Origin of the sequence: Microbacterium sp., assembly GCF_035687345.1 — a bacterium.
Taxonomy (GTDB): domain Bacteria; phylum Actinomycetota; class Actinomycetes; order Actinomycetales; family Microbacteriaceae; genus Microbacterium.
Genome location: NZ_DASRXZ010000003.1, coordinates 15,521 through 32,578, shown reverse-complemented (window position 1 = coordinate 32,578; position 17,058 = coordinate 15,521). Strand labels below are relative to the sequence as shown.

Here is a 17,058-nt window from a genome sequence, read left to right as displayed (position 1 = left end):
CTTCAAGCTGCCCCGCTCGCGCGCCGCGATCTCGACGAAGCACGCGCTCGCCCTCACCAATCGCGGTCAGGGCACGGCGGCCGAGCTCGCCGAGCTCGCGCGCTTCATCCAGGGGCGCGTGCATTCGGAGTTCGGCCTCATCCTGCAGCCTGAGCCCGTGCTCGTGGGCGTGGAGTTGTAGGCAACGGCCTGCGGCGCGTGGCATCCTGACGGTACCGGCGGCGCGGGGGCGCCCGTGGGAGGGGCGGAATGGCGAAGGCGACCACATTCTTCGCCGGTCTTCGCGATGCGACGGCAGATCTGCTGACGTCGGGTATCAGCGTCGACCTGCTCGGCCAGCCCGGCTCGGGGCGCAGCACGCTCGTGACGTCGGTGAGCTCGGCGCTGGTCGAGTTCGGCTGGGATGTGGTGCAGGTGCGCGGGGTGGCCGCACTCGCCGACCGGCCGCTCGAGGCTCTCGCGCTCGCGGAACTGGTTCGACGCCCGGCCCAGCGACCGGAGTCCCCCGTCTCGGCGACGGTGGAGCGCCTGCGTTCCGCGCTGGCGGGGGGCCGAACGGTGCTCGTGGTCGACGACGCCGACGACCTCGACGTCACCTCCGCGGGGGCGATCGCGGCCGCACACGGTCAGCAGCCGTTCCCGGTGCTCACGACGTCGCGCCCGCGGCCCGCATACCGGCAGGCGCCGGTGACCCTGCGCTCCTCGATCCGACCCGGAGTCGTGATCGACATCCCGCCGCTCGACTTCGTCGAGGTCCTCGCGATCCTCGCCGACATCCTGCCCGGAGAGATCGAGCCCGACACGGTGGCGCGCATCGATGCCCTCTCCGGCGGTCTGCCGAACCTGATCGTCTCCGTGGCGACCGCCGCGCGCCACACCGGTCGCATCCAGCTGGTCGACGGCGTGTGGGTCGCCGGTGCGGACCTGTGGACCCCGGGACTCACCCGAGTCGTGCAGACGCTCATCGCCGATCTCGGAGAACCCGCGCTCGAAGCGCTGCAGATGCTCGCGCTGGCCGGGACGGTCTCGGTGTCGATCGCCGCGGAGCTGGTGGGCTGGGAGGCGCTGGAAGAACTCGACGCATGCGGCCTGCTCCGGTTCGTCCCGCGCGGGGACGACGTCGTGCTCGGGATCTACCCGCCTCTCGTCGAGGAACGCTATCGGCGTCCGCCGCTCGGCGCACGCAGCTTGCACTTCAACGCCCGGATGGCCGCCCTCCTCGACCCGTCCGAGGCCTCGAAGCCCGGTGCGACGACCCTCCTGCCGCCCGCGGTGACCGCCCCCTGGTTCAGGCCCGGCGACGCCGCACCGGACGAACCGCGGTTCGAGCGCAGGCATCGCGACCCGGAGGTCGCCGAGCAGTCCGACACGGTGCACGTCCGTCTCATGCGCGAGCACTGGCACAGGCAGCTTCTGCTGCGGCGACGCGAGTGGGAGCGCAACCCCGCGCCTGGGACGGCGGCTGCGTACCTCCGCGCGCTCCTGGTGAGCAACGCCGAGGTCGAGACGATGCTGACGGTGGTGGCGCAGACCCGTCCCACGGGCGATCAGGCGCAGATGGCCGACCTGTACCGCTGGCACGCGCTCGTTCTCGCGCACGCCGCCGGCGACCTCGCCGAAGCCCGCGCACTGCTGGAGCGCGCGGCCGGCGAGGTCGGTCCGTGGGCCGAGGTGCTGCACGCGGTCGAGGACTACCTCACCCTCACGCTCGACCGGCTTCCGGAACCGCGGGCGATCGATGGCGGGCGCACGGATACCCGCCAGTTCTCTGCGGCCGTGTCCGCCGCGAGGCACGTCGCCGCGGGCGAGGTGCCGGAAGCGCGCGCCGCGCTCGCGGGCGGAGAGTGGACCGATCCGGACATGATGCGAACGCGCGACGTGGTCCGGGGCATGCTGCACCTGACGGCCGGAGAGGTGGAGGAGGCGCTCGCGTGGAGCCGTCGGCGCATGGAAGAGGCCCGCGACGCGCTCGACCCGGAAGGGGTCTACGGGCACGCGTACGTGGCGGCGAGCGCGCTCATCTTCGGCGGTCGGATGAACGAGCTGCGAGTCATGCTGGGGAACGTGCTGTCGACCGGACTGACGTCGTCGGTGCAACGGCACTATGCGGACTCGCTGCTCGGGCTCGCGGCCGTCCTCGCCGCTCGAGATGGCCTGACCGTTCCCGACGCGTCGTATTACCGATACCTCCGGTCGGCAGCGAGTTCCAGCACGCTGCCGCTGCCGGCCTGGGCGATGACTCGCGCGGACCTGGCTCTCGCGGATGACCACGCCGAGGCGGCGGACCACCTGTGGGAGGCGGTCCTGGGCTATCTCGACCGGGGACTGCTCGTCTCCGCGGTTCTGCTCGGCGGTGTCGCACTGGACCTGAGTCCGGACCCGGACCGTGTCTCGCTGCTGCGTCGAGCGGTCGGCCCACGACCCGCCGGGATTCTGGACGCCGTCGTCACCGTGGCCGAGGCGGCCGTCGACCCCGACCCGGTCGCGGGAGCACGATTCGGCGAGCGCCTGATCGACTCCGGTCTCGTCTCGCTGGGCGTGAGGGCAGCAGGGCACTCGATCCGCCGACTCCGCGCATCGGATGCAGGTCCCGACTCCCGCGCGGTCTCGGATGCGATGGTGCGGCAGCTTCACGCCAAGGGCGTCGACCCCGATCCGCTGCTCGGCGCCCTCGCACCCACGCGGCAGCTGTCGCCGCGCGAGCAGCAGGTGGGAAGCCTCGTAGCCCACGGCATGTCGAACACGGAGATCGCGCGCACCCTCGGCATCACTCCGAAGACGGTGGAGAACCACCTCAACAGGATCCTCCGCAAGCTGGGTGCCACGGATCGCTCCGAGGTGGCGCGGGTGTTCCGCGGCTGATGCGCAAGCCGTCATCCGCCCGATCCTCGGAAACGCCGATCAGGGGCCGGACCCGAAGGTCCGACCCCTGACGAGCGGTCATGGTGCGACGACCGCACTCGGCGTCAGCCGACGTCGGCGAACCGGCGCACCGCCACGAGTCCCGCACCGAGGGCCACGAGCAGGCCGGCTCCGAGGAGGAGGTCCATCTGTCCGTCGGCACCGGTCACGGCGAGCGTCTGCGTCTCGGTCGCGGGAGTCTGCTCCACGGGGACCTGCTCCGCGGGGACCGGGTCGATCGTCACGTAGCGGCCGTAGCGGTACTCCACGTGGGTGAGCTCCTCGACCGGATCCACCGTGTAGGCGAAGCGGAATTCGGTGTGCCCCTGCTCCGGAACCGCCGGGCGGTAGTCGGGGTTGGGCACCTCGATCATCGGCTCACCCTGAGCCGGCACCGTCTCTGTGCGGTTGACCGCCTCGAGGTAGAACCAGTCGCAGTTCCCCGAGTTGCCGTTGCTGCGGTAGTAGGCGCCCTCGACGCCCACGCCGTGCGGGTCGCCCTCGGTGTTCGCCTGCCAGTCCGCGCCGGGCCAGGCCGGCTCTTCATCCGCGGTCAGCGGGGCGCCGGTCCAGCTGTACCGCTGCCAGTGGTCGAACACCTCGACCGTGTGCTCGGGCACGTACTCGGGGTTCTCGATCCACATGGTCGGCTCGCCCTGCTCGGGCTGCGCCGGCACGTCCACGACGTAGCGGTCCGCGATCCGGGTCCAGCTGCGGCCGTCCTCCGGTGCCTCCGTGACCCAACCGGTCTCCTCATATTCGCCCGGCACTCCCGGGCGGTCGATCACGGTACGGGTCTCGATGACTTCCCAGCCGTCACCGGCAGGTGCGGCGGTGAGCCACGACGTCTCTTCGTAGCGGGTCGTCGCTTCCGCGGCGACGGGCGCGTCGGCGGGCATCGGGGGCTCTGCGGCGGATGCCGGGGCGGCTGCTCCGACCGTCAGGACTCCCATCAGCAGGAGGGCCACTCCGGCCGCCGGCATCATCGTCTTGCGCATTTCTCTTCCCCCTTTTCGGATCTGTTGCGTTGACTTCACGATCCGCCGGTTCAGCGGGGCCCCACGTCGCGGGTGGTCTGTCTGGGGGTGGACAGTCGCGAATTGGGTGCATCCCCGGTTCGCGGAGCGCCCCGTAGGGGAGGGGGACGGGTCACGGCGCGTCGGCTCGAACCGCGCGCTTCAGGTGCGCTTCAGGCGCGATCCGCCACGATGGAGGCATGCGCGTGCTGGTCGTCGACGACGAGGTCCGCCTCGCCGACGGGATCAGGCGCGGCCTGGAGGCGGAGGGCTTCGCCGTCGATGTCGCCCACAACGGCGTCGAGGGGCTCTGGTACGCGCGCGAGAACGAATACGCGGCGATCATGCTCGACATCATGCTCCCCGGCATGAGCGGCTACGCCGTGTGCCGCACGCTCCGCGACGAGGAGAACTGGACGCCCGTGCTCATGCTCACCGCGAAGGACGGCGAGTGGGACGAGGTCGAGGGCCTCGACACCGGGGCCGACGACTATCTCACCAAGCCGTTCTCGTTCGCGGTGCTGCTCGCACGCCTGCGCGCACTCGTGCGACGCGGTGCCACGGCGCGACCGGCGACGCTCTCCGCCGGCGACCTCGTGCTCGACCCGGCGCGCAGGACCGTCACGCGCGCCGGTGCCTCGGTCGACCTCACGACCCGCGAGTTCGCGGTGCTCGAGTTCCTGCTGCGCCGCGCGGGCGAGGTCGTCTCGAAGTCGCAGATCCTCGCGGGCGTGTGGGACTTCGCGTTCGACGGCGATCCGAACATCGTGGAGGTCTACATCGGGCACCTCCGTGCGAAGGTCGACCGCCCGTTCGGACGCACGTCGATCCGCACCGTGCGGGGCGCGGGCTACGTGATCGGCGACGACGGTGGCTGAGGCGGAGAACGCGCCGAAGCGGATGCGCCGGCGCGCCGGCATCCGCACCCGCATCACGGCGGTCAGCGTGGGCGCGGTCGCCCTCGCGCTCGTCATCGGGGCGATCGGCTTCTGGCTGACCCTGCGGTCATCGCTCTACGGGCAGCTCGACCTCGCCACGCGTCAGGACGCGGCCGCGTTCGCCGCACAGGCGGACGACGTCGGCCCCGAAGCGGTGCCGGAGGTCGACGACGACCGATTCTGGCAGCTCATCGACCGCGACAGCGGCTCGATCGTCGCGGCGAGCGACCTCCTCGAAGACCTGAGCCCGATCGCCGATCGCGAGGGGAACGTCCCGCCGTTCGTCTCCCTCGGCGACGACGGGGTGTTCGCGGTGGCGGCCGAGCGTGAGAGCGGCGACGTCATCGTCGTCGCCGGCCGCTCGACGACGACGATCGAGGAGACGCTGGGCTCGGTCGCGACCCTCCTGACGATCGCGGTGCCGCTCATCGCGCTCATCGTCGGCATCACGACGTGGGTCGCTGTCGGCCGCGCGCTCGCACCGGTCGAGCGCATGCGCCGCCAGGTCGACGCCGTCACGGCGAGCGACCTGTCGCAGCGCGTCGAGGATCCCCGCACAGGCGACGAGCTGGGCAGGCTCGCGCACACGCTCAACGACATGCTCGCGCGACTCGAGGACTCCCAGCGCGCGCAGCGACGATTCATCTCGGATGCGTCGCACGAGCTCAAGTCGCCCCTCGCCGTGCTGCGCCAGTACGCCGAGGTCGCCGCCGCGCACCCCGATCGCGTGACCGCGAGCGAGCTCACCGAGACCGTCCTCGACGAGGGACAGCGCCTCGAACGGCTGGTGCAGGGCATGCTCGTGCTCGCGCGCGCCGACGAGCACGCCCTGACGATCACGGCGGTCGACGTCGACCTCGACGACGTGCTCTACGCGGAGGCGCAGCGTGTGCGGGCGCTGGGGAAGGTCGACACGGATGCCTCGGCCGTCCGCCCAGTGCGCGTGCACGCCGACGCCGGCCTCGTGCGCCAGGCCGTGCGCAACCTCGTCGACAACGCCGCGCGGCATGCGTCCGCGCGCGTGGTGCTCGCCTCGGAGGTCGCCGACGGCATGGCCGTCGTCACGGTGGACGACGACGGTCCCGGCGTGCCCGCCGATCAGCGCGCGCACGTCTTCGAGCGGTTCGTGCGGCTCGACGACGCCCGCTCGCGCGATGCGGGCGGAAGCGGGCTCGGCCTCGCGATCGTGCGCGAGATCGCCGTGCGCCACGGCGGCGGGGCCCGCATCGTCGAGTCTCCGTTCGGCGGTGCGAGGGCCGAGCTGCGCCTGCCGCTCGCACCCGCGGACTGACCGCGATCCCCGTTTCAGGACGCTTCAGGCTGGCTTCAGCATCGCCGCGAGATCGTGGAGACCTCGACAGAGGAGGACACCATGAACAAGCGCACGATCGGATTCACCGCGGCGGCCATCGCGGGGGCCGCGGTCCTGACCGGCGGCGCGGCCATCGCCTTCGCGGCCGGTTCGGCGCCGACCCCCGCCACGAGCCTCGCGGGCACGTCGACCCCCGCCTCCGACTCGCCCTCGCCGTCCCCCTCGGCGAGCTTCGACCACGACCACGACCGCGTCGCGGCCGCCGACATCGACCGCGCGATCCAGGCCGCGCTCGACGCGGCGGGACCCGGCACGGTGATCGAAGCCGAAATCGACGACGACGCGACCCACGCGTACGAGATCGACATCCTGCTCGACGCGGGCGGCGTGGCCGAGGTCAAGCTCGACGCGGCGTTCCAGGTGGTCTCGGTGACTCCGGACGACCGCGGCGGCGACCGCGACCGTCGCGACCGGCGTGGTCGCGACGACGACTTCGACGACCGGGATGACGACGACGAGCTGCTCACGGACGCGGCGCGCGTGCACGCGGCATCCGCTGCCGCCCTCGCCTACGTCGGGGCGGGCCGCGTCGTGAGCGTGGAGCTCAGCGATGACGCCGACCACGTCTATGAGGTCGAGATCGAGTTCGACGGCGGCGACGACGTCGACGTCGATCTCGACGCGTCGTTCACCGTCATCCGCGCAGACTGACCCCAGGGCTCGCGCCCCCAGCCGCGGCCCGTGCCCCACGGAGCCACAGCGACGGAACCGTCAGGCCGGGCAGTTCGGGCAGGAAGTTCAGGCGCATGCGGCGCGGGCCGTACGACGTGATCTGCCAGTCGTCCAGCGCGCGCTCACGGTGGCGCCGCTTGGCGTCGGCCTCGGTCTGGACGAGCTGCATGATCTCGTCGAACCCGGGCGTGCGGTCGCCGGCGGCGAGTGCCCGGATCATCGAGCTGCGCAGGGTCTTCGGCGAGGCCGCCAGCCATGCGGCGGTCCAGCGCAGCAGCAGCGTCGATTGCAGGAACAGCCATGTCGTGAACTGCCACGGGCGCACGTCGTCGATGCCACCCGGCGCGGCGACGACCAGCCGGCGCACGCGATCCGGGTGGTGGAGGGCGAACCCGAGAGCCACGCCGCCGCCCATCGAGAGGCCGACGAGGTCCGCCTGCTCCCCTCCGACGTGGTCGAGCAGATCGACGAGCACGTCTTCCAGCCGGGGCTGATCCACGATGCCCGTCCAGGGGCGCGACCCGCCGTGGCGGGGGAGGTCGATCGCGATCACGTCGCGGTCGGACGAGAGTCTGGGCATGACGTCGCGCCACAGCAGGGGAGCCGTGTCGTACATCGCCCCGTGCAGGAGGATCACGGGGGTGCCGGTCGCGGTCCCCGCGCGGTACACACGAACGGGGCCGCCGCCCAGCGTGACGTCGTCGTATGCGTCGAAGACGCTCATGTCCGTCCCCCTCCGGGTCGTGCGCGTTCGTTCTCGAGCTCCGCGATCTGCCGGTCGAGAGCGTCGATGAGGCGCAGGTGGGCGTCGCGGATGCTCCGCTCCGCCGTCGCGGCGTGGGGGCGGGTCTCCCAGCCGGCGGCGATCATGTCGCTGAACGTGTCGACCGTCGCCCGCAGGCGCTCGGGGGAGAGGGACCCGATCGCGGCGGCCGCGTTGACCAGGCCGATGGCGAAGACGCCCAGCACTCCGGCGGCTTCCGCCGGATCGACGTCCTGACGGACGAGTCCGGCGTCGCGCAGCTCGGTCAGGTGGTTGACGAGCCAGTCCATCCGCTGCGCGTACCGGGCGGGGCCCTTGTCGCGCACGTAGGCTCCGAGCACCTCTGAGTCGGAGAGGTGGAACGCGAGCATGAGCTCATCGGCGAGCAGCGCCTCGAGCGAGTACCGGTACAGCGTCGACAGCGCCACCGGGGCAGCGGAGTGTCAGGCGAAGAGGTCCTGGAGGCGGCGGACGCCTTCGAGCAGCGCATCGTCGCCGAGCGCGTACGACATCCGCACGTATCCCGAGGGCCCGAAGGCCTCGCCCGGGACGACCGCGACCTCGGCCTCGTCGAGGATGAGGTCGGCGAGCTCGAGCGACGTCTCGACCCGCTTGCCGCGCCACTCGCGACCGAGGAGTCCCGTGACGTCGGGGTACACGTAGAACGCGCCGAGCGGCCTCGGAACCGTCACACCCTCGATCTTCGACAGCTCGTCGACGATCACGCGGCGGCGGCGGTCGAACGCCTGACGCATGTGCTCGACCTCGTCCTGCGGCCCGGTGAGCGCCGCGAGCGCTGCGCGCTGGGCGATGTTGTTGACGTTGCTGCACAGATGCGACTGCAGGTTCGCGGCGATCTTGATCGCGTCGGCGGGACCGACCATCCAGCCGAGGCGCCACCCGGTCATCGCGTACGTCTTGGCGACGCCGTTGACGAGGATCGTCTGGTTCGCCGCATCCGGCACGGCCTCGACGATCGAGACCGCCCGCACTCCTTCGTAGACGAGGTTCTGGTAGATCTCGTCCGAGATGATCCAGATGCCGTGCTCGACGGCCCACTCGCCGATCGCGCGCGTCTCCTCGTACGAGTAGACCGACCCGGTCGGGTTCGACGGCGACACGAACACGAGCGCCGTCGTGCGTTCGGTGCGGGCTGCTTCGAGCTGCTCGACCGTGACCTTGTACTCCTGGTCGGCGCCCGCGAAGACCTCGACGGGGATGCCGTCGGCGAGGCGGATCGCCTCGGGGTACGTCGTCCAGTACGGGGCCGGCAGCAGAACCTCGTCGCCGGGGTTCACGACCGCCTGGAACGCCTGGTACACGGCCTGCTTGCCGCCGTTCGTCACGATGATGCGCGACGGCTCGACCTCGAGGCCCGAGTCGCGCAGCGTCTTGGCGGCGATCGCCTCGCGCAGGACAGGGAGACCGGCCGCAGGCGTGTAGCGGAAGTTCGCGGGATCGTGCAGCGCCTCGGCCGCCGCATCGACGATGTGCCCCGGCGTCGCGAAGTCGGGCTCGCCCGCCGCGTACGAGATGACGGGGCGCCCGGCCGCCTGGAGCGCCTTGGCCTTGGCATCGACCTTGAGCGTCGCAGACTCGGCGATCGCGGACAGCTTGCGAGACAGGGGAGCGCGTTCGGTCACGCGTACGAGCGTAGTCGCGACATCGCGGTTTCGGAGGGCCGCTCGACGCGGTACGGTGAGCGCGTGGGAGCGTGGATCTGGAGCGCGATCGCCTTCGCCATCGTCCTGGTCATCGCGGGCGGCATCACGTGGTGGCTCGCCAAGGGCTGTGTCGTGACCATCGTCGGCGCGGTCGGTGCGATCGTCGGGAGTCTGCTGTCGCTGGGCAGCCTCCTTCTGCTGCTCGACGTCGAGACGGCGATGCGCGTCTCCTACACGCTCATGGGGGTGTCGGGCGTGTGGCTGCTCGCGTGGGCGTTGGCCGGCGGCATCCGGGGCCAGCGGAACGCGAGGGCGGATGCCGCGGCCGAGGCCGCACCCGTCCCCGCGCGCATCGTCGAGTACTGAGCCGTCCGGGCGAGCCCGGCATCCACCGAATGGAGGATGCCGTCTCCCACTGATGACCGCTGGGGCGCACCCGCGCGCGGCGCGATCGTGGAGTCATGGAAACCAACGCGGTGCGGGTGCGGAACCTGCGCAAGGTGTACGGAAACCGGACGGTCGTCGACGACGTCTCGTTCGACATCGAGCGGGGTGAGACCTTCGCGATCCTCGGTCCGAACGGCGCCGGCAAGTCGACGGTCGTCGAGATCCTCGAGGGCTACCGTCGCCGGTCGGGCGGCGAGGCCACGGTGCTCGGCATCGACCCGGGCGACGGGGGCCTCGACTGGAAGGCGCGCATCGGCATCGTGCTGCAGACGACGGCCGCGACCGGACCGGTCACGGTGCGCGAGCAGCTGCGGGAGTTCGCCGGGTTCTCCCCGAACCCCCGCGACGTCGACGAGGTGATCGCCGCGATCGGCCTCGAGGACCAGGCGAAGACGCGCGTCTCCAAGCTCTCCGGCGGCCAGCAGCGCCGCGTCGACGTCGCGATGGGCATCATCGGGCGCCCCGAGCTGCTGTTCCTCGACGAGCCCACGACCGGTTTCGATCCCCACGCACGGCGCGAGTTCTGGGACCTCATCCGCTCGCTCAAGGCCGAGGGCACGACGATCCTGCTCACGACCCACTACCTCGACGAGGCGGCTCAGCTCGCCGACCGCGTCGCGGTCATCGCGAACGGGCGGGTGCGCGCGACAGGGCCCGTCGACGGCTTCGGCGGTGAGCACGCGCGTGTGCCGGTCGTGAAATGGGTCGAGGACGGCGTGCATCGGCACCAGCGTGCGGAGGACCCGTTCGAGTTCGCGACCGCGCTCGCCGCGCGACTGGGCGGGGCCCCGGCCGAGCTCGAGATCGTGCGGCCGAGCCTCGAAGACATCTACCTCGCGCTCGTCGCCGAGGAAGCCGAACACGACGCGGAGCTCGCCGCGGCAGTCGTGATGGGAGCGGCACGATGACCGCCATCGCGCAGCAGACAGGCTCGACCACGCGGTCGCTGTCGCGTCGCAACCTCTTCGCCGTGGGGGCTCAGCGCATCCGATTCGAGCTGCTGCAGTACTTCCGCTCGGGCGACACGCTGTTCTTCACCTTCCTGTTCCCGATCTTCATGCTGGGGCTGTTCAGCATCGCGTTCGGCACCGATGGGGACGTCGTGCTCGCCCCGGGGCTCCCACCCGTCTCGATGGCGGAGCTCTACCTGCCGGGCATGCTCGCGGCCGGATTGCTGCTGTCGGGCTTCCAGAACCTCGCGATCGACATCGCGATCGAGCGCTCGGACGGACTGTTGAAGCGGTACGGCGGCACCCCGCTGTCTCCCATCAGCTACTTCATCGGCAAGATCGGGCTCGTCGCGCTCACCGGCGTGATGCAGGCCACGCTGCTGCTCGCGTTCGCGGCGCTCGCGCTCGGAGTGCGGCTGCCGACCGAACCCGAAGCGTGGATGACGTTCGCATGGGTGTTCGTCCTCGGGATCACGGCTTCGGCGCTGCTCGGCGTGGCGCTCTCGGCGCTGCCGCGGACCGGCAAGAGCGCGACCGCCGTCGTCGTGCCGATCGCCCTCGCACTGCAGTTCGTCTCGGGCGTGTACCTCATGTTCGCGCAGCTGCCGGAGTGGCTGCAGAACGTCGCCGCCCTCTTCCCGCTCAAGTGGATGGCGCAGGGCATGCGAGCCGCGTTCCTGCCCGACGGGTTCGCGGCGCTCGAGCAGAACGGCGAGTGGAACCTCGCCGGAGTGGCGATCGCGCTCGCCGTGTGGCTCGTCGTGGGCCTCGTCCTCTCGCGACTGACGTTCCGGTGGATCCGGCGCGACGCGTAACCTGAGGGCGGCAGAGGGAGCGCAGTGCTGAAGCGTCGTTGGTGGGATGTCGCGGTCGCGGCCGGTTCGGTCGTGATCGCGACGGCCCTGCTGATCGGGTTCAATCCGGACGATCCGGTGCGCCTGGCGGTGGGACTCGCGTCGATCGCAGGCTTCGCGGCCGCGTACTTCCTGATCGCACGGCCCGCGATCTGCGAACCCGGCGAGGACCGCGTGCCGGCTCGCTGGCGTTTCCCCGTCTTCGTCGTCGTGGGCTCCCTCGCGATCGCGGTCGGAGCGGGCGCGACGGGCTTCCTCGCAATCTTGCAGGCGCTCGCCTACCCGCTCATGTGGGTCGTGGGGGACTCTCGTCGCCGCGCGATCATCGGCTCCGCGGTCGTCGCGGTCACCATCTGGGCCGGGATCGCGATCGCCGGCGACGACGCGGGCGCGTTCGTCGCGGGTCTCATGACGGCGGGCTTCTCGTTCGCCTTCGCGATCGCCCTGGGCCTGTGGATCTCGAGCATCGCGGAGTACGGCGAGGAGCGCGCACGCCTCCTTGCGGAGCTCACCGCCGCGCAGGCCGAGGTCGAGGCGCTGAGCCGTGAGCGCGGGGCATCCGCCGAACGGGAGCGGCTCGCGCGCGACATCCACGACACGCTCGCGCAGACGCTCGCGGGTCTCGTCCTCCTCGCGGAGCGCGCGGGTCGGCAATCGAGGGACCGGCAGACGGATGCCGCGGCCACGACCATCGCGACGGTCGAGCAGATCGCGCGCGACGCTCTCGCGGAGGCCCGGGCGCTCGTGGCGCGCACGGCGGCCGTCCCGAGCGAGCCGGTCTTCGCCGCCGCCGTGGAGCGCCTCGTCGACCGCTTCCGCGCGCACAGCTCCGCCGACATCGTGCTCGACGCGTCCGGAGTCGACGGCGAGCTCGACCGCGAGACGCAGGTCGTCGTGCTGCGCTGCCTGCAGGAGGCGCTGTCGAACGTGGGCAAGCACGCCGCGGCGGAGCATGTCGACGTGCGTGTCACGGTCGACGACGCAGGCGCCGCGACCCTCACGGTCACCGACGACGGACGCGGCTTCGACCCCGCGCAGTCGACCATGGGCTTCGGCCTCGAGGGCATGCGCGAACGCGTGGCGATCGCGCAGGGAGTGCTCGACGTGTCGTCCGCCGTCGGGCGCGGAACGACGTTGAGCCTGCGGCTTCCGGGTACGCGCACGACCGGGGGCGTCGCGCCCGAGAAGGCGCCCGCGACCGAGCCCGAACGATCCGGAGGACCCCGATGATCCGTCTGCTGATCGCCGACGACCATCCCGTCGTGCGCGCAGGGCTCGCGGGACTGCTGTCGGACGAGCCCGGGCTCGAGGTCGTCGCCGAGGCTTCCGACGGCGACGAGGCCGTGCGCCTCGCCGCTGCCACTCGTCCCGACGTCGTGCTGATGGACCTGCGGATGCCGCGCGTCGACGGCGTCGCCGCGACGACCCGCATCGCGGCGGGTGAGGCGGGCGAGCCGGCACCGCGTGTGCTGATCCTCACGACGTACGAGTCCGACGACCAGATCCTCGCCGCGATCGAAGCCGGCGCGGCGGGCTATCTCCTGAAGGCGGCGCCGCAGGCGGAGATCGTCGCCGGCATCCGGTCGGTCGCCGCGGGGCAGTCGGCGCTGTCGCCGCAGGTCGCCGTGCGGCTCGTGGAGCGGATGCGTCAGCCGGCGGTGCCCGAGACGGTGCTGACGGCCCGTGAGACCGAGGTGCTGCGGCTCGTGGCATCCGGTCACTCGAACAAGCAGATCGCCGTCGCGCTCGGGATCGGCGAGTCGACCGTCAAGACGCACCTGCTGAAGACCTTCGACAAGCTCGGCGTCGCCGACCGCACACGCGCCGTGACGCTGGCGATGGAGCGCGGTCTGCTCGCGTAGCGTCATCCGATCGCTGCGCTCCTCGCTCAGCGACCGGATCTTCTGTCGGCCGCTGAGCGAGGAGCGGGATCGCAGCGTGCTCAGCTGAACTGGTTCATCGTGTTGTTCTTGCCGCCGGCCTTGAGCGCCGCCTCTCCGGCGAAGTACTCCTTGTGGTTGTCGCCGATGTCGCTGCCCGCCATGTTCTGGTGCTTGACGGTCGCGATGCCTTCGCGGATCTCGCGGCGCTGCACGCCGCGCACGTACGCGAGCATGCCCTCGTCGCCGAAGTAGCCCTTGGCGAGGTCATCCGTCGACAGGGCCGCCGTGTGGTAGGTCGGCAGCGTGATGAGGTGGTGGAAGATCCCGGCCCGGGCCGAGCCGTCGCGCTGGAACGTGCGGATCTTCTCATCGGCGAGCCGAGCGAGGTCGGTGTCGTCGTAATCCGAGCTCATGAGGTTGCCGCGGTCGTAGACCGACACGTCGTGTCCCTCCGCCTCGAGCAGGTCGTACGCCTGCTGGCGGAAGTTGAGCGTCCAGTTGAACGAGGGGCTGTTGTTGTAGACGAGCTTCGCGTCGGGCACGACTTCGCGGATGCGGTCGACCATGCCCGCGATCTGCTCGATGTGCGGCTTCTCGGTCTCGATCCACAGCAGATCGGCGCCGTTCTGCAGCGACGTGATGCAGTCGAGCACGACGCGGTCCTCGCCGGTGCCGGGGCGGAACCGGTACAGGTTGCTGGCCAGCCGCTTCGGGCGCAGGAGCTTGCCCTCGCGGCGGATGACGACATCGCCGTCGTCGAGCTCCGCCTCGGTGATCTCCTCGACGTCGAGGAACGAGTTGTACCGGTCGCCCAGGTCGCCGGGCTCGTTCGAGACGGCGAGCTTCTGCGTGAGGCCCGCACCGAGCGAGTCGGTGCGGGCGACGATGATGCCGTTGTCGACGCCGAGCTCGAGGAACGCGTAGCGCACCGCGTTGATCTTCGCGATGAAGTCCGCGTGCGGGACGGTGACCTTGCCGTCCTGGTGGCCGCACTGCTTCTCGTCCGAGACCTGGTTCTCGATCTGGATGGCGCACGCGCCCGCCTCGATCATCTTCTTCGCGAGGAGGTACGTCGCCTCCGGGTTGCCGAAGCCCGCGTCGATGTCCGCGATGATCGGCACGACGTGCGTCTCGTGGTTGTCGATCTGCGACTGGATGAACTCGACCGCGGTCTCGTCGCCGGCGGCGCGTGCCCGGTCGAGCTGGGTGAACAGCAGGTCGAGCTCACGCGCGTCGGCCTGACGGAGGAACGTGTACAGCTCCTCGATGAGCGCCGGCACCGCCGTCTTCTCGTGCATCGACTGGTCGGGGAGCGGGCCGAACTCCGAGCGGAGGGCGGCGACCATCCAGCCCGAGAGGTACAGGTATCGCTTCTTCGTGCTCTTCAGGTGCTTCTTGATCGAGATGAGCTTCTGCTGCCCGATGAAGCCGTGCCAGACGCCGAGCGACTGCGTGTACTGCGACGGATCGGCGTCGTACTCCGCCATGTCGCGCCGCATGATGTCGGCGGTGTAGCGGGCGATGTCGAGCCCCGTGCGGAAGCGGTTCTGCGCCCGCATCCGCGCGACGTACTCGGGGTTGATCGCGTCCCACGTCGAGCCGTGCTGCTCCTTGAGGGTCTGCGTGCCCTGGATGTCGTCCGTGTAAGTGGTCATGTCGTCGTCCTTGTCGTGGTGTCGCAGGGTGGGTGTCAGTCGGTCTCGACGAGGAAGCGCGAATAGGCGGGCAGGGTCAGGAACGCCGGGAAATCCGACCCGAGCGCGACCTCGCGGAACACCTCGGCGGCGTCGTCGAACCGGTCGCCGTCGCTCCCTGAGCCTGTCGAGTCGGTCCCTGAGCCTGTCGAGCCGGTCCCTGAGCCTGTCGAAGGGCGCCTCACCTCGTCGAGCACCTGCGCGATGAGGCCTTCGACGTACTCACGGGTGATGCGGGTGCCGTCCTCGGTGGTGCGGTCCTGGTGGATCCACTGCCACACCTGGGAGCGCGAGATCTCGGCGGTCGCCGCGTCCTCCATGAGGTTGTCGATCGCCACGGCGCCGAGGCCCCGGAGCCACGCCTCGATGTAGCGGATCGCGACCGAGACGTTGCCGTGCACGCCCGCGGCCGTGATGGGCCGGCCGATGTGAACATCGATGAGGTCGGCCGCCTTCACATCGACGTCGGGACGCTGCCGGTCGAGCTGGTTGGGGCGGTCGCCCAGCACCGCGTCGAATTCGGCGCGCGCCACCGGAATGAGGTCGGGGTGTGCGACCCACGTGCCGTCGAAGCCGTCGCCCGCCTCGCGCTTCTTGTCGGCGGCGACCTTCTCGAACGCGCGCTCGGTCACCTCGGGGTCGCGGCGGTTCGGGATGAAGGCGCTCATACCGCCGATCGCGAAGGCGCCGCGCTTGTGGCACGTCTTGACGAGCAGCTCGGTGTAGGCGCGCATGAACGGCACGGTCATCGTGACCTCGCTGCGGTCCGGCAGCACGAACCGGGCGCCGCGGCCGCGGTAGTTCTTGATGATCGAGAAGATGTAGTCCCAGCGGCCGGCGTTCAGGCCCGCGCAGTGGTCGCGCAGCGCGAAGAGGATCTCCTCCATCTCGAACGCGGCGGGCAGCGTCTCGATGAGCACCGTCGCGCGGATGGTGCCGTACGGGATGCCGATGTACTGCTCGCTGAACGAGAAGACGTCGTCCCACAGCTTCGCCTCTTCGCTCGACTCGAGCTTGGGCAGATAGAAGTACGGGCCGCGACCGTTCGCGATGAGCTGCTTCGCGTTGTGGAAGAAGTACAGGCCGAAGTCGACGAGCGAGCCCGACGACGCCATCGTGCGGCCGAAGCGGTCGGTGAAGCGGATGTGGTTCTCGGTGAGGTGCCACCCGCGCGGGCGCATCACGATGGTCGGCGTCTCGGTGGCCGTGACCTCGTACCGCTTGCCCTCGGGGCTCGTGTAGGTCAATTCGCCCCGGATCGCGTCGCGCAGCGACAGCTGTCCCTCGATGACGTTCTTCCACGTCGGGCTCGTGGCGTCCTCCTGGTCGGCGAGCCACACCTTCGCGCCGGAGTTCAGCGCATTGATCGTCATCTTCGGGTCGGTCGGGCCGGTGATCTCGACGCGGCGGTCCTCGAGCCCCGGCCCGGCGCCGGCCACCTGCCACTCCACGTCCTCGCGGATGTGCCGTGTGTCGTCGCGGAACTGCGGGTCGTGGCCGTTGCCGATCTCGAAGCGACGCCGCATGCGGTCGGCGAGCCGGTCGTGGCGCCGGGTGCCGAAGCGGTCGTGCAGCGCGGCGAGGAACTCGATCGCGTCGGGCGTGAGGATCTCGTCGTAGCGCGGTGCGATCCGTCCCGCGATCTCGATCGACGGCTCGTGGGTCTGCGCGGCGATGGGGCCGGTGCGCGTGCGCATCGGGGCGATGGTCGAAGGTGTCATGGGCCTGTCTTCCTGTGTGCGGTGTGTTGAGACTGTCGACGGATGCTCCGCCCGGCGTGTGTGCGCCTGGTGGGGGCATCCGGTCATCCGCGTTCTGGATCGACCGGCGGAAGGTCGTGAGACCACTTTCCGTGAAGTTCGACCCCGCCGAATGCCATTTCGAGGGGAGAAGTTTCGGCGTAT

15 protein-coding genes and 1 pseudogene are annotated in these 17,058 nt (G+C 70.7%); 10 read left to right on the top strand and 6 right to left on the bottom strand.

Features of this window, described 5'->3' with window-relative positions; translation table 11 throughout:
- Nucleotides 1-181: pseudogene (locus VFF97_RS00390) on the top strand (UDP-N-acetylenolpyruvoylglucosamine reductase); the annotation flags it as partial.
- A 68-nt stretch (nucleotides 182-249) separates the two neighbouring features.
- Complete coding sequence (locus tag VFF97_RS00385; RefSeq protein WP_325031510.1) at nucleotides 250-2,862, top strand: helix-turn-helix transcriptional regulator; 2,613 nt, start codon at nucleotides 250-252, stop codon at nucleotides 2,860-2,862.
- A gap of 104 nt (nucleotides 2,863-2,966) precedes the next feature.
- Here VFF97_RS00385 and VFF97_RS00380 read toward each other — a convergent pair whose 3' ends face one another.
- Nucleotides 2,967-3,899: a hypothetical protein gene (locus tag VFF97_RS00380; protein WP_325031509.1), complete on the bottom strand. Its 933-nt coding sequence runs from the start codon at nucleotides 3,897-3,899 to the stop codon at nucleotides 2,967-2,969.
- Between the two features lie 218 nt (nucleotides 3,900-4,117).
- Between VFF97_RS00380 and VFF97_RS00375 the strand changes: the two genes are divergently transcribed.
- The 3 genes from VFF97_RS00375 (at nucleotide 4,118) to VFF97_RS00365 (ending at nucleotide 6,878) form a co-directional block, all read left to right on the top strand.
- Nucleotides 4,118-4,795 carry a response regulator transcription factor gene (locus VFF97_RS00375; RefSeq protein WP_325031508.1) on the top strand — a complete coding sequence of 226 codons (678 nt, stop codon included), beginning with the start codon at nucleotides 4,118-4,120 and terminating at the stop codon, nucleotides 4,793-4,795.
- A 22-nt stretch (nucleotides 4,796-4,817) separates the two neighbouring features.
- The gene (locus VFF97_RS00370) at nucleotides 4,818-6,146 is read left to right on the top strand and encodes a sensor histidine kinase (protein WP_414684202.1); all 1,329 of its coding nucleotides are present in this window, start codon (nucleotides 4,818-4,820) and stop codon (nucleotides 6,144-6,146) included.
- 81 nt (nucleotides 6,147-6,227) lie between these two features.
- A complete protein-coding gene (locus VFF97_RS00365) occupies nucleotides 6,228-6,878 on the top strand; it encodes a PepSY domain-containing protein (protein WP_325031506.1) in 651 nt (216 codons plus the stop codon).
- Here VFF97_RS00365 and VFF97_RS00360 read toward each other — a convergent pair.
- The 3 genes from VFF97_RS00360 to VFF97_RS00350 are packed head-to-tail and all read right to left on the bottom strand — an operon-like array spanning nucleotide 6,862 to nucleotide 9,305.
- Nucleotides 6,862-7,623, bottom strand: a complete 762-nt coding sequence (locus VFF97_RS00360; protein WP_325031505.1) for an alpha/beta fold hydrolase — start codon at nucleotides 7,621-7,623, stop codon at nucleotides 6,862-6,864. The two genes, VFF97_RS00365 and VFF97_RS00360, sit on opposite strands and share 17 nt — an antisense overlap.
- The gene (locus VFF97_RS00355) at nucleotides 7,620-8,090 is read right to left on the bottom strand and encodes a hypothetical protein (RefSeq protein ID WP_325031504.1); all 471 of its coding nucleotides are present in this window, start codon (nucleotides 8,088-8,090) and stop codon (nucleotides 7,620-7,622) included. The genes VFF97_RS00360 and VFF97_RS00355 overlap by 4 nt, the downstream gene beginning before the upstream one ends.
- 15 nt (nucleotides 8,091-8,105) lie before the next feature.
- Nucleotides 8,106-9,305, bottom strand: coding sequence for a pyridoxal phosphate-dependent aminotransferase (locus VFF97_RS00350; RefSeq protein WP_325031503.1), 1,200 nt, complete (start codon nucleotides 9,303-9,305; stop codon nucleotides 8,106-8,108).
- 63 nt (nucleotides 9,306-9,368) lie between these two features.
- Here VFF97_RS00350 and VFF97_RS00345 point away from each other — a divergent pair, with 63 nt between their 5' ends.
- From VFF97_RS00345 to VFF97_RS00325, 5 genes are all read left to right on the top strand, one after another.
- On the top strand, nucleotides 9,369-9,692 hold the full coding sequence (locus tag VFF97_RS00345) for a hypothetical protein (protein WP_325031502.1): 324 nt from the start codon (nucleotides 9,369-9,371) through the stop codon (nucleotides 9,690-9,692).
- Between the two features lie 95 nt (nucleotides 9,693-9,787).
- The gene (locus VFF97_RS00340; RefSeq protein WP_325031501.1) at nucleotides 9,788-10,681 is read left to right on the top strand and encodes an ABC transporter ATP-binding protein; all 894 of its coding nucleotides are present in this window, start codon (nucleotides 9,788-9,790) and stop codon (nucleotides 10,679-10,681) included.
- The gene (locus tag VFF97_RS00335) at nucleotides 10,678-11,538 is read left to right on the top strand and encodes an ABC transporter permease (RefSeq protein WP_325031500.1); all 861 of its coding nucleotides are present in this window, start codon (nucleotides 10,678-10,680) and stop codon (nucleotides 11,536-11,538) included. Before VFF97_RS00340 ends, VFF97_RS00335 begins: the two co-directional genes overlap by 4 nt.
- 24 nt (nucleotides 11,539-11,562) lie before the next feature.
- Entirely contained in the window at nucleotides 11,563-12,807 is a 1,245-nt protein-coding gene (locus tag VFF97_RS00330; protein ID WP_325031499.1) for an ATP-binding protein, read from the top strand.
- Nucleotides 12,804-13,439 (top strand): response regulator transcription factor, encoded by a 636-nt coding sequence (locus VFF97_RS00325; RefSeq protein WP_325031498.1) that lies wholly within the window; start codon nucleotides 12,804-12,806, stop codon nucleotides 13,437-13,439. Before VFF97_RS00330 ends, VFF97_RS00325 begins: the two co-directional genes overlap by 4 nt.
- A gap of 80 nt (nucleotides 13,440-13,519) precedes the next feature.
- Here the strand turns inward: VFF97_RS00325 and VFF97_RS00320 are convergent, their stop codons facing one another.
- Nucleotides 13,520-15,115 carry an isocitrate lyase gene (locus VFF97_RS00320; RefSeq protein WP_325031497.1) on the bottom strand — a complete coding sequence of 532 codons (1,596 nt, stop codon included), beginning with the start codon at nucleotides 15,113-15,115 and terminating at the stop codon, nucleotides 13,520-13,522.
- 35 nt (nucleotides 15,116-15,150) lie between these two features.
- The gene (aceB, locus tag VFF97_RS00315) at nucleotides 15,151-16,851 is read right to left on the bottom strand and encodes a malate synthase A (RefSeq protein ID WP_325031496.1); all 1,701 of its coding nucleotides are present in this window, start codon (nucleotides 16,849-16,851) and stop codon (nucleotides 15,151-15,153) included.
- Between the last annotated feature and the right edge of the window lie 207 nt (nucleotides 16,852-17,058).

What these genes read in the sequence shown, in the direction of transcription:
- VFF97_RS00385 (WP_325031510.1), top strand. Translation starts at nt 250, where the DNA reads ATGGCGAAGGCGACCACATTCTTCGCCGGTCTTCGCGATGCGACGGCA.
- VFF97_RS00380 (WP_325031509.1), bottom strand. Translation starts at nt 3,899, where the DNA reads ATGCGCAAGACGATGATGCCGGCGGCCGGAGTGGCCCTCCTGCTGATG.
- VFF97_RS00375 (WP_325031508.1), top strand. Translation starts at nt 4,118, where the DNA reads ATGCGCGTGCTGGTCGTCGACGACGAGGTCCGCCTCGCCGACGGGATC.
- VFF97_RS00370 (WP_414684202.1), top strand. Translation starts at nt 4,818, where the DNA reads ATGCGCCGGCGCGCCGGCATCCGCACCCGCATCACGGCGGTCAGCGTG.
- VFF97_RS00365 (WP_325031506.1), top strand. Translation starts at nt 6,228, where the DNA reads ATGAACAAGCGCACGATCGGATTCACCGCGGCGGCCATCGCGGGGGCC.
- VFF97_RS00360 (WP_325031505.1), bottom strand. Translation starts at nt 7,623, where the DNA reads ATGAGCGTCTTCGACGCATACGACGACGTCACGCTGGGCGGCGGCCCC.
- VFF97_RS00340 (WP_325031501.1), top strand. Translation starts at nt 9,788, where the DNA reads ATGGAAACCAACGCGGTGCGGGTGCGGAACCTGCGCAAGGTGTACGGA.
- VFF97_RS00335 (WP_325031500.1), top strand. Translation starts at nt 10,678, where the DNA reads ATGACCGCCATCGCGCAGCAGACAGGCTCGACCACGCGGTCGCTGTCG.
- VFF97_RS00325 (WP_325031498.1), top strand. Translation starts at nt 12,804, where the DNA reads ATGATCCGTCTGCTGATCGCCGACGACCATCCCGTCGTGCGCGCAGGG.
- VFF97_RS00320 (WP_325031497.1), bottom strand. Translation starts at nt 15,115, where the DNA reads ATGACCACTTACACGGACGACATCCAGGGCACGCAGACCCTCAAGGAG.
- aceB (WP_325031496.1), bottom strand. Translation starts at nt 16,851, where the DNA reads ATGCGCACGCGCACCGGCCCCATCGCCGCGCAGACCCACGAGCCGTCG.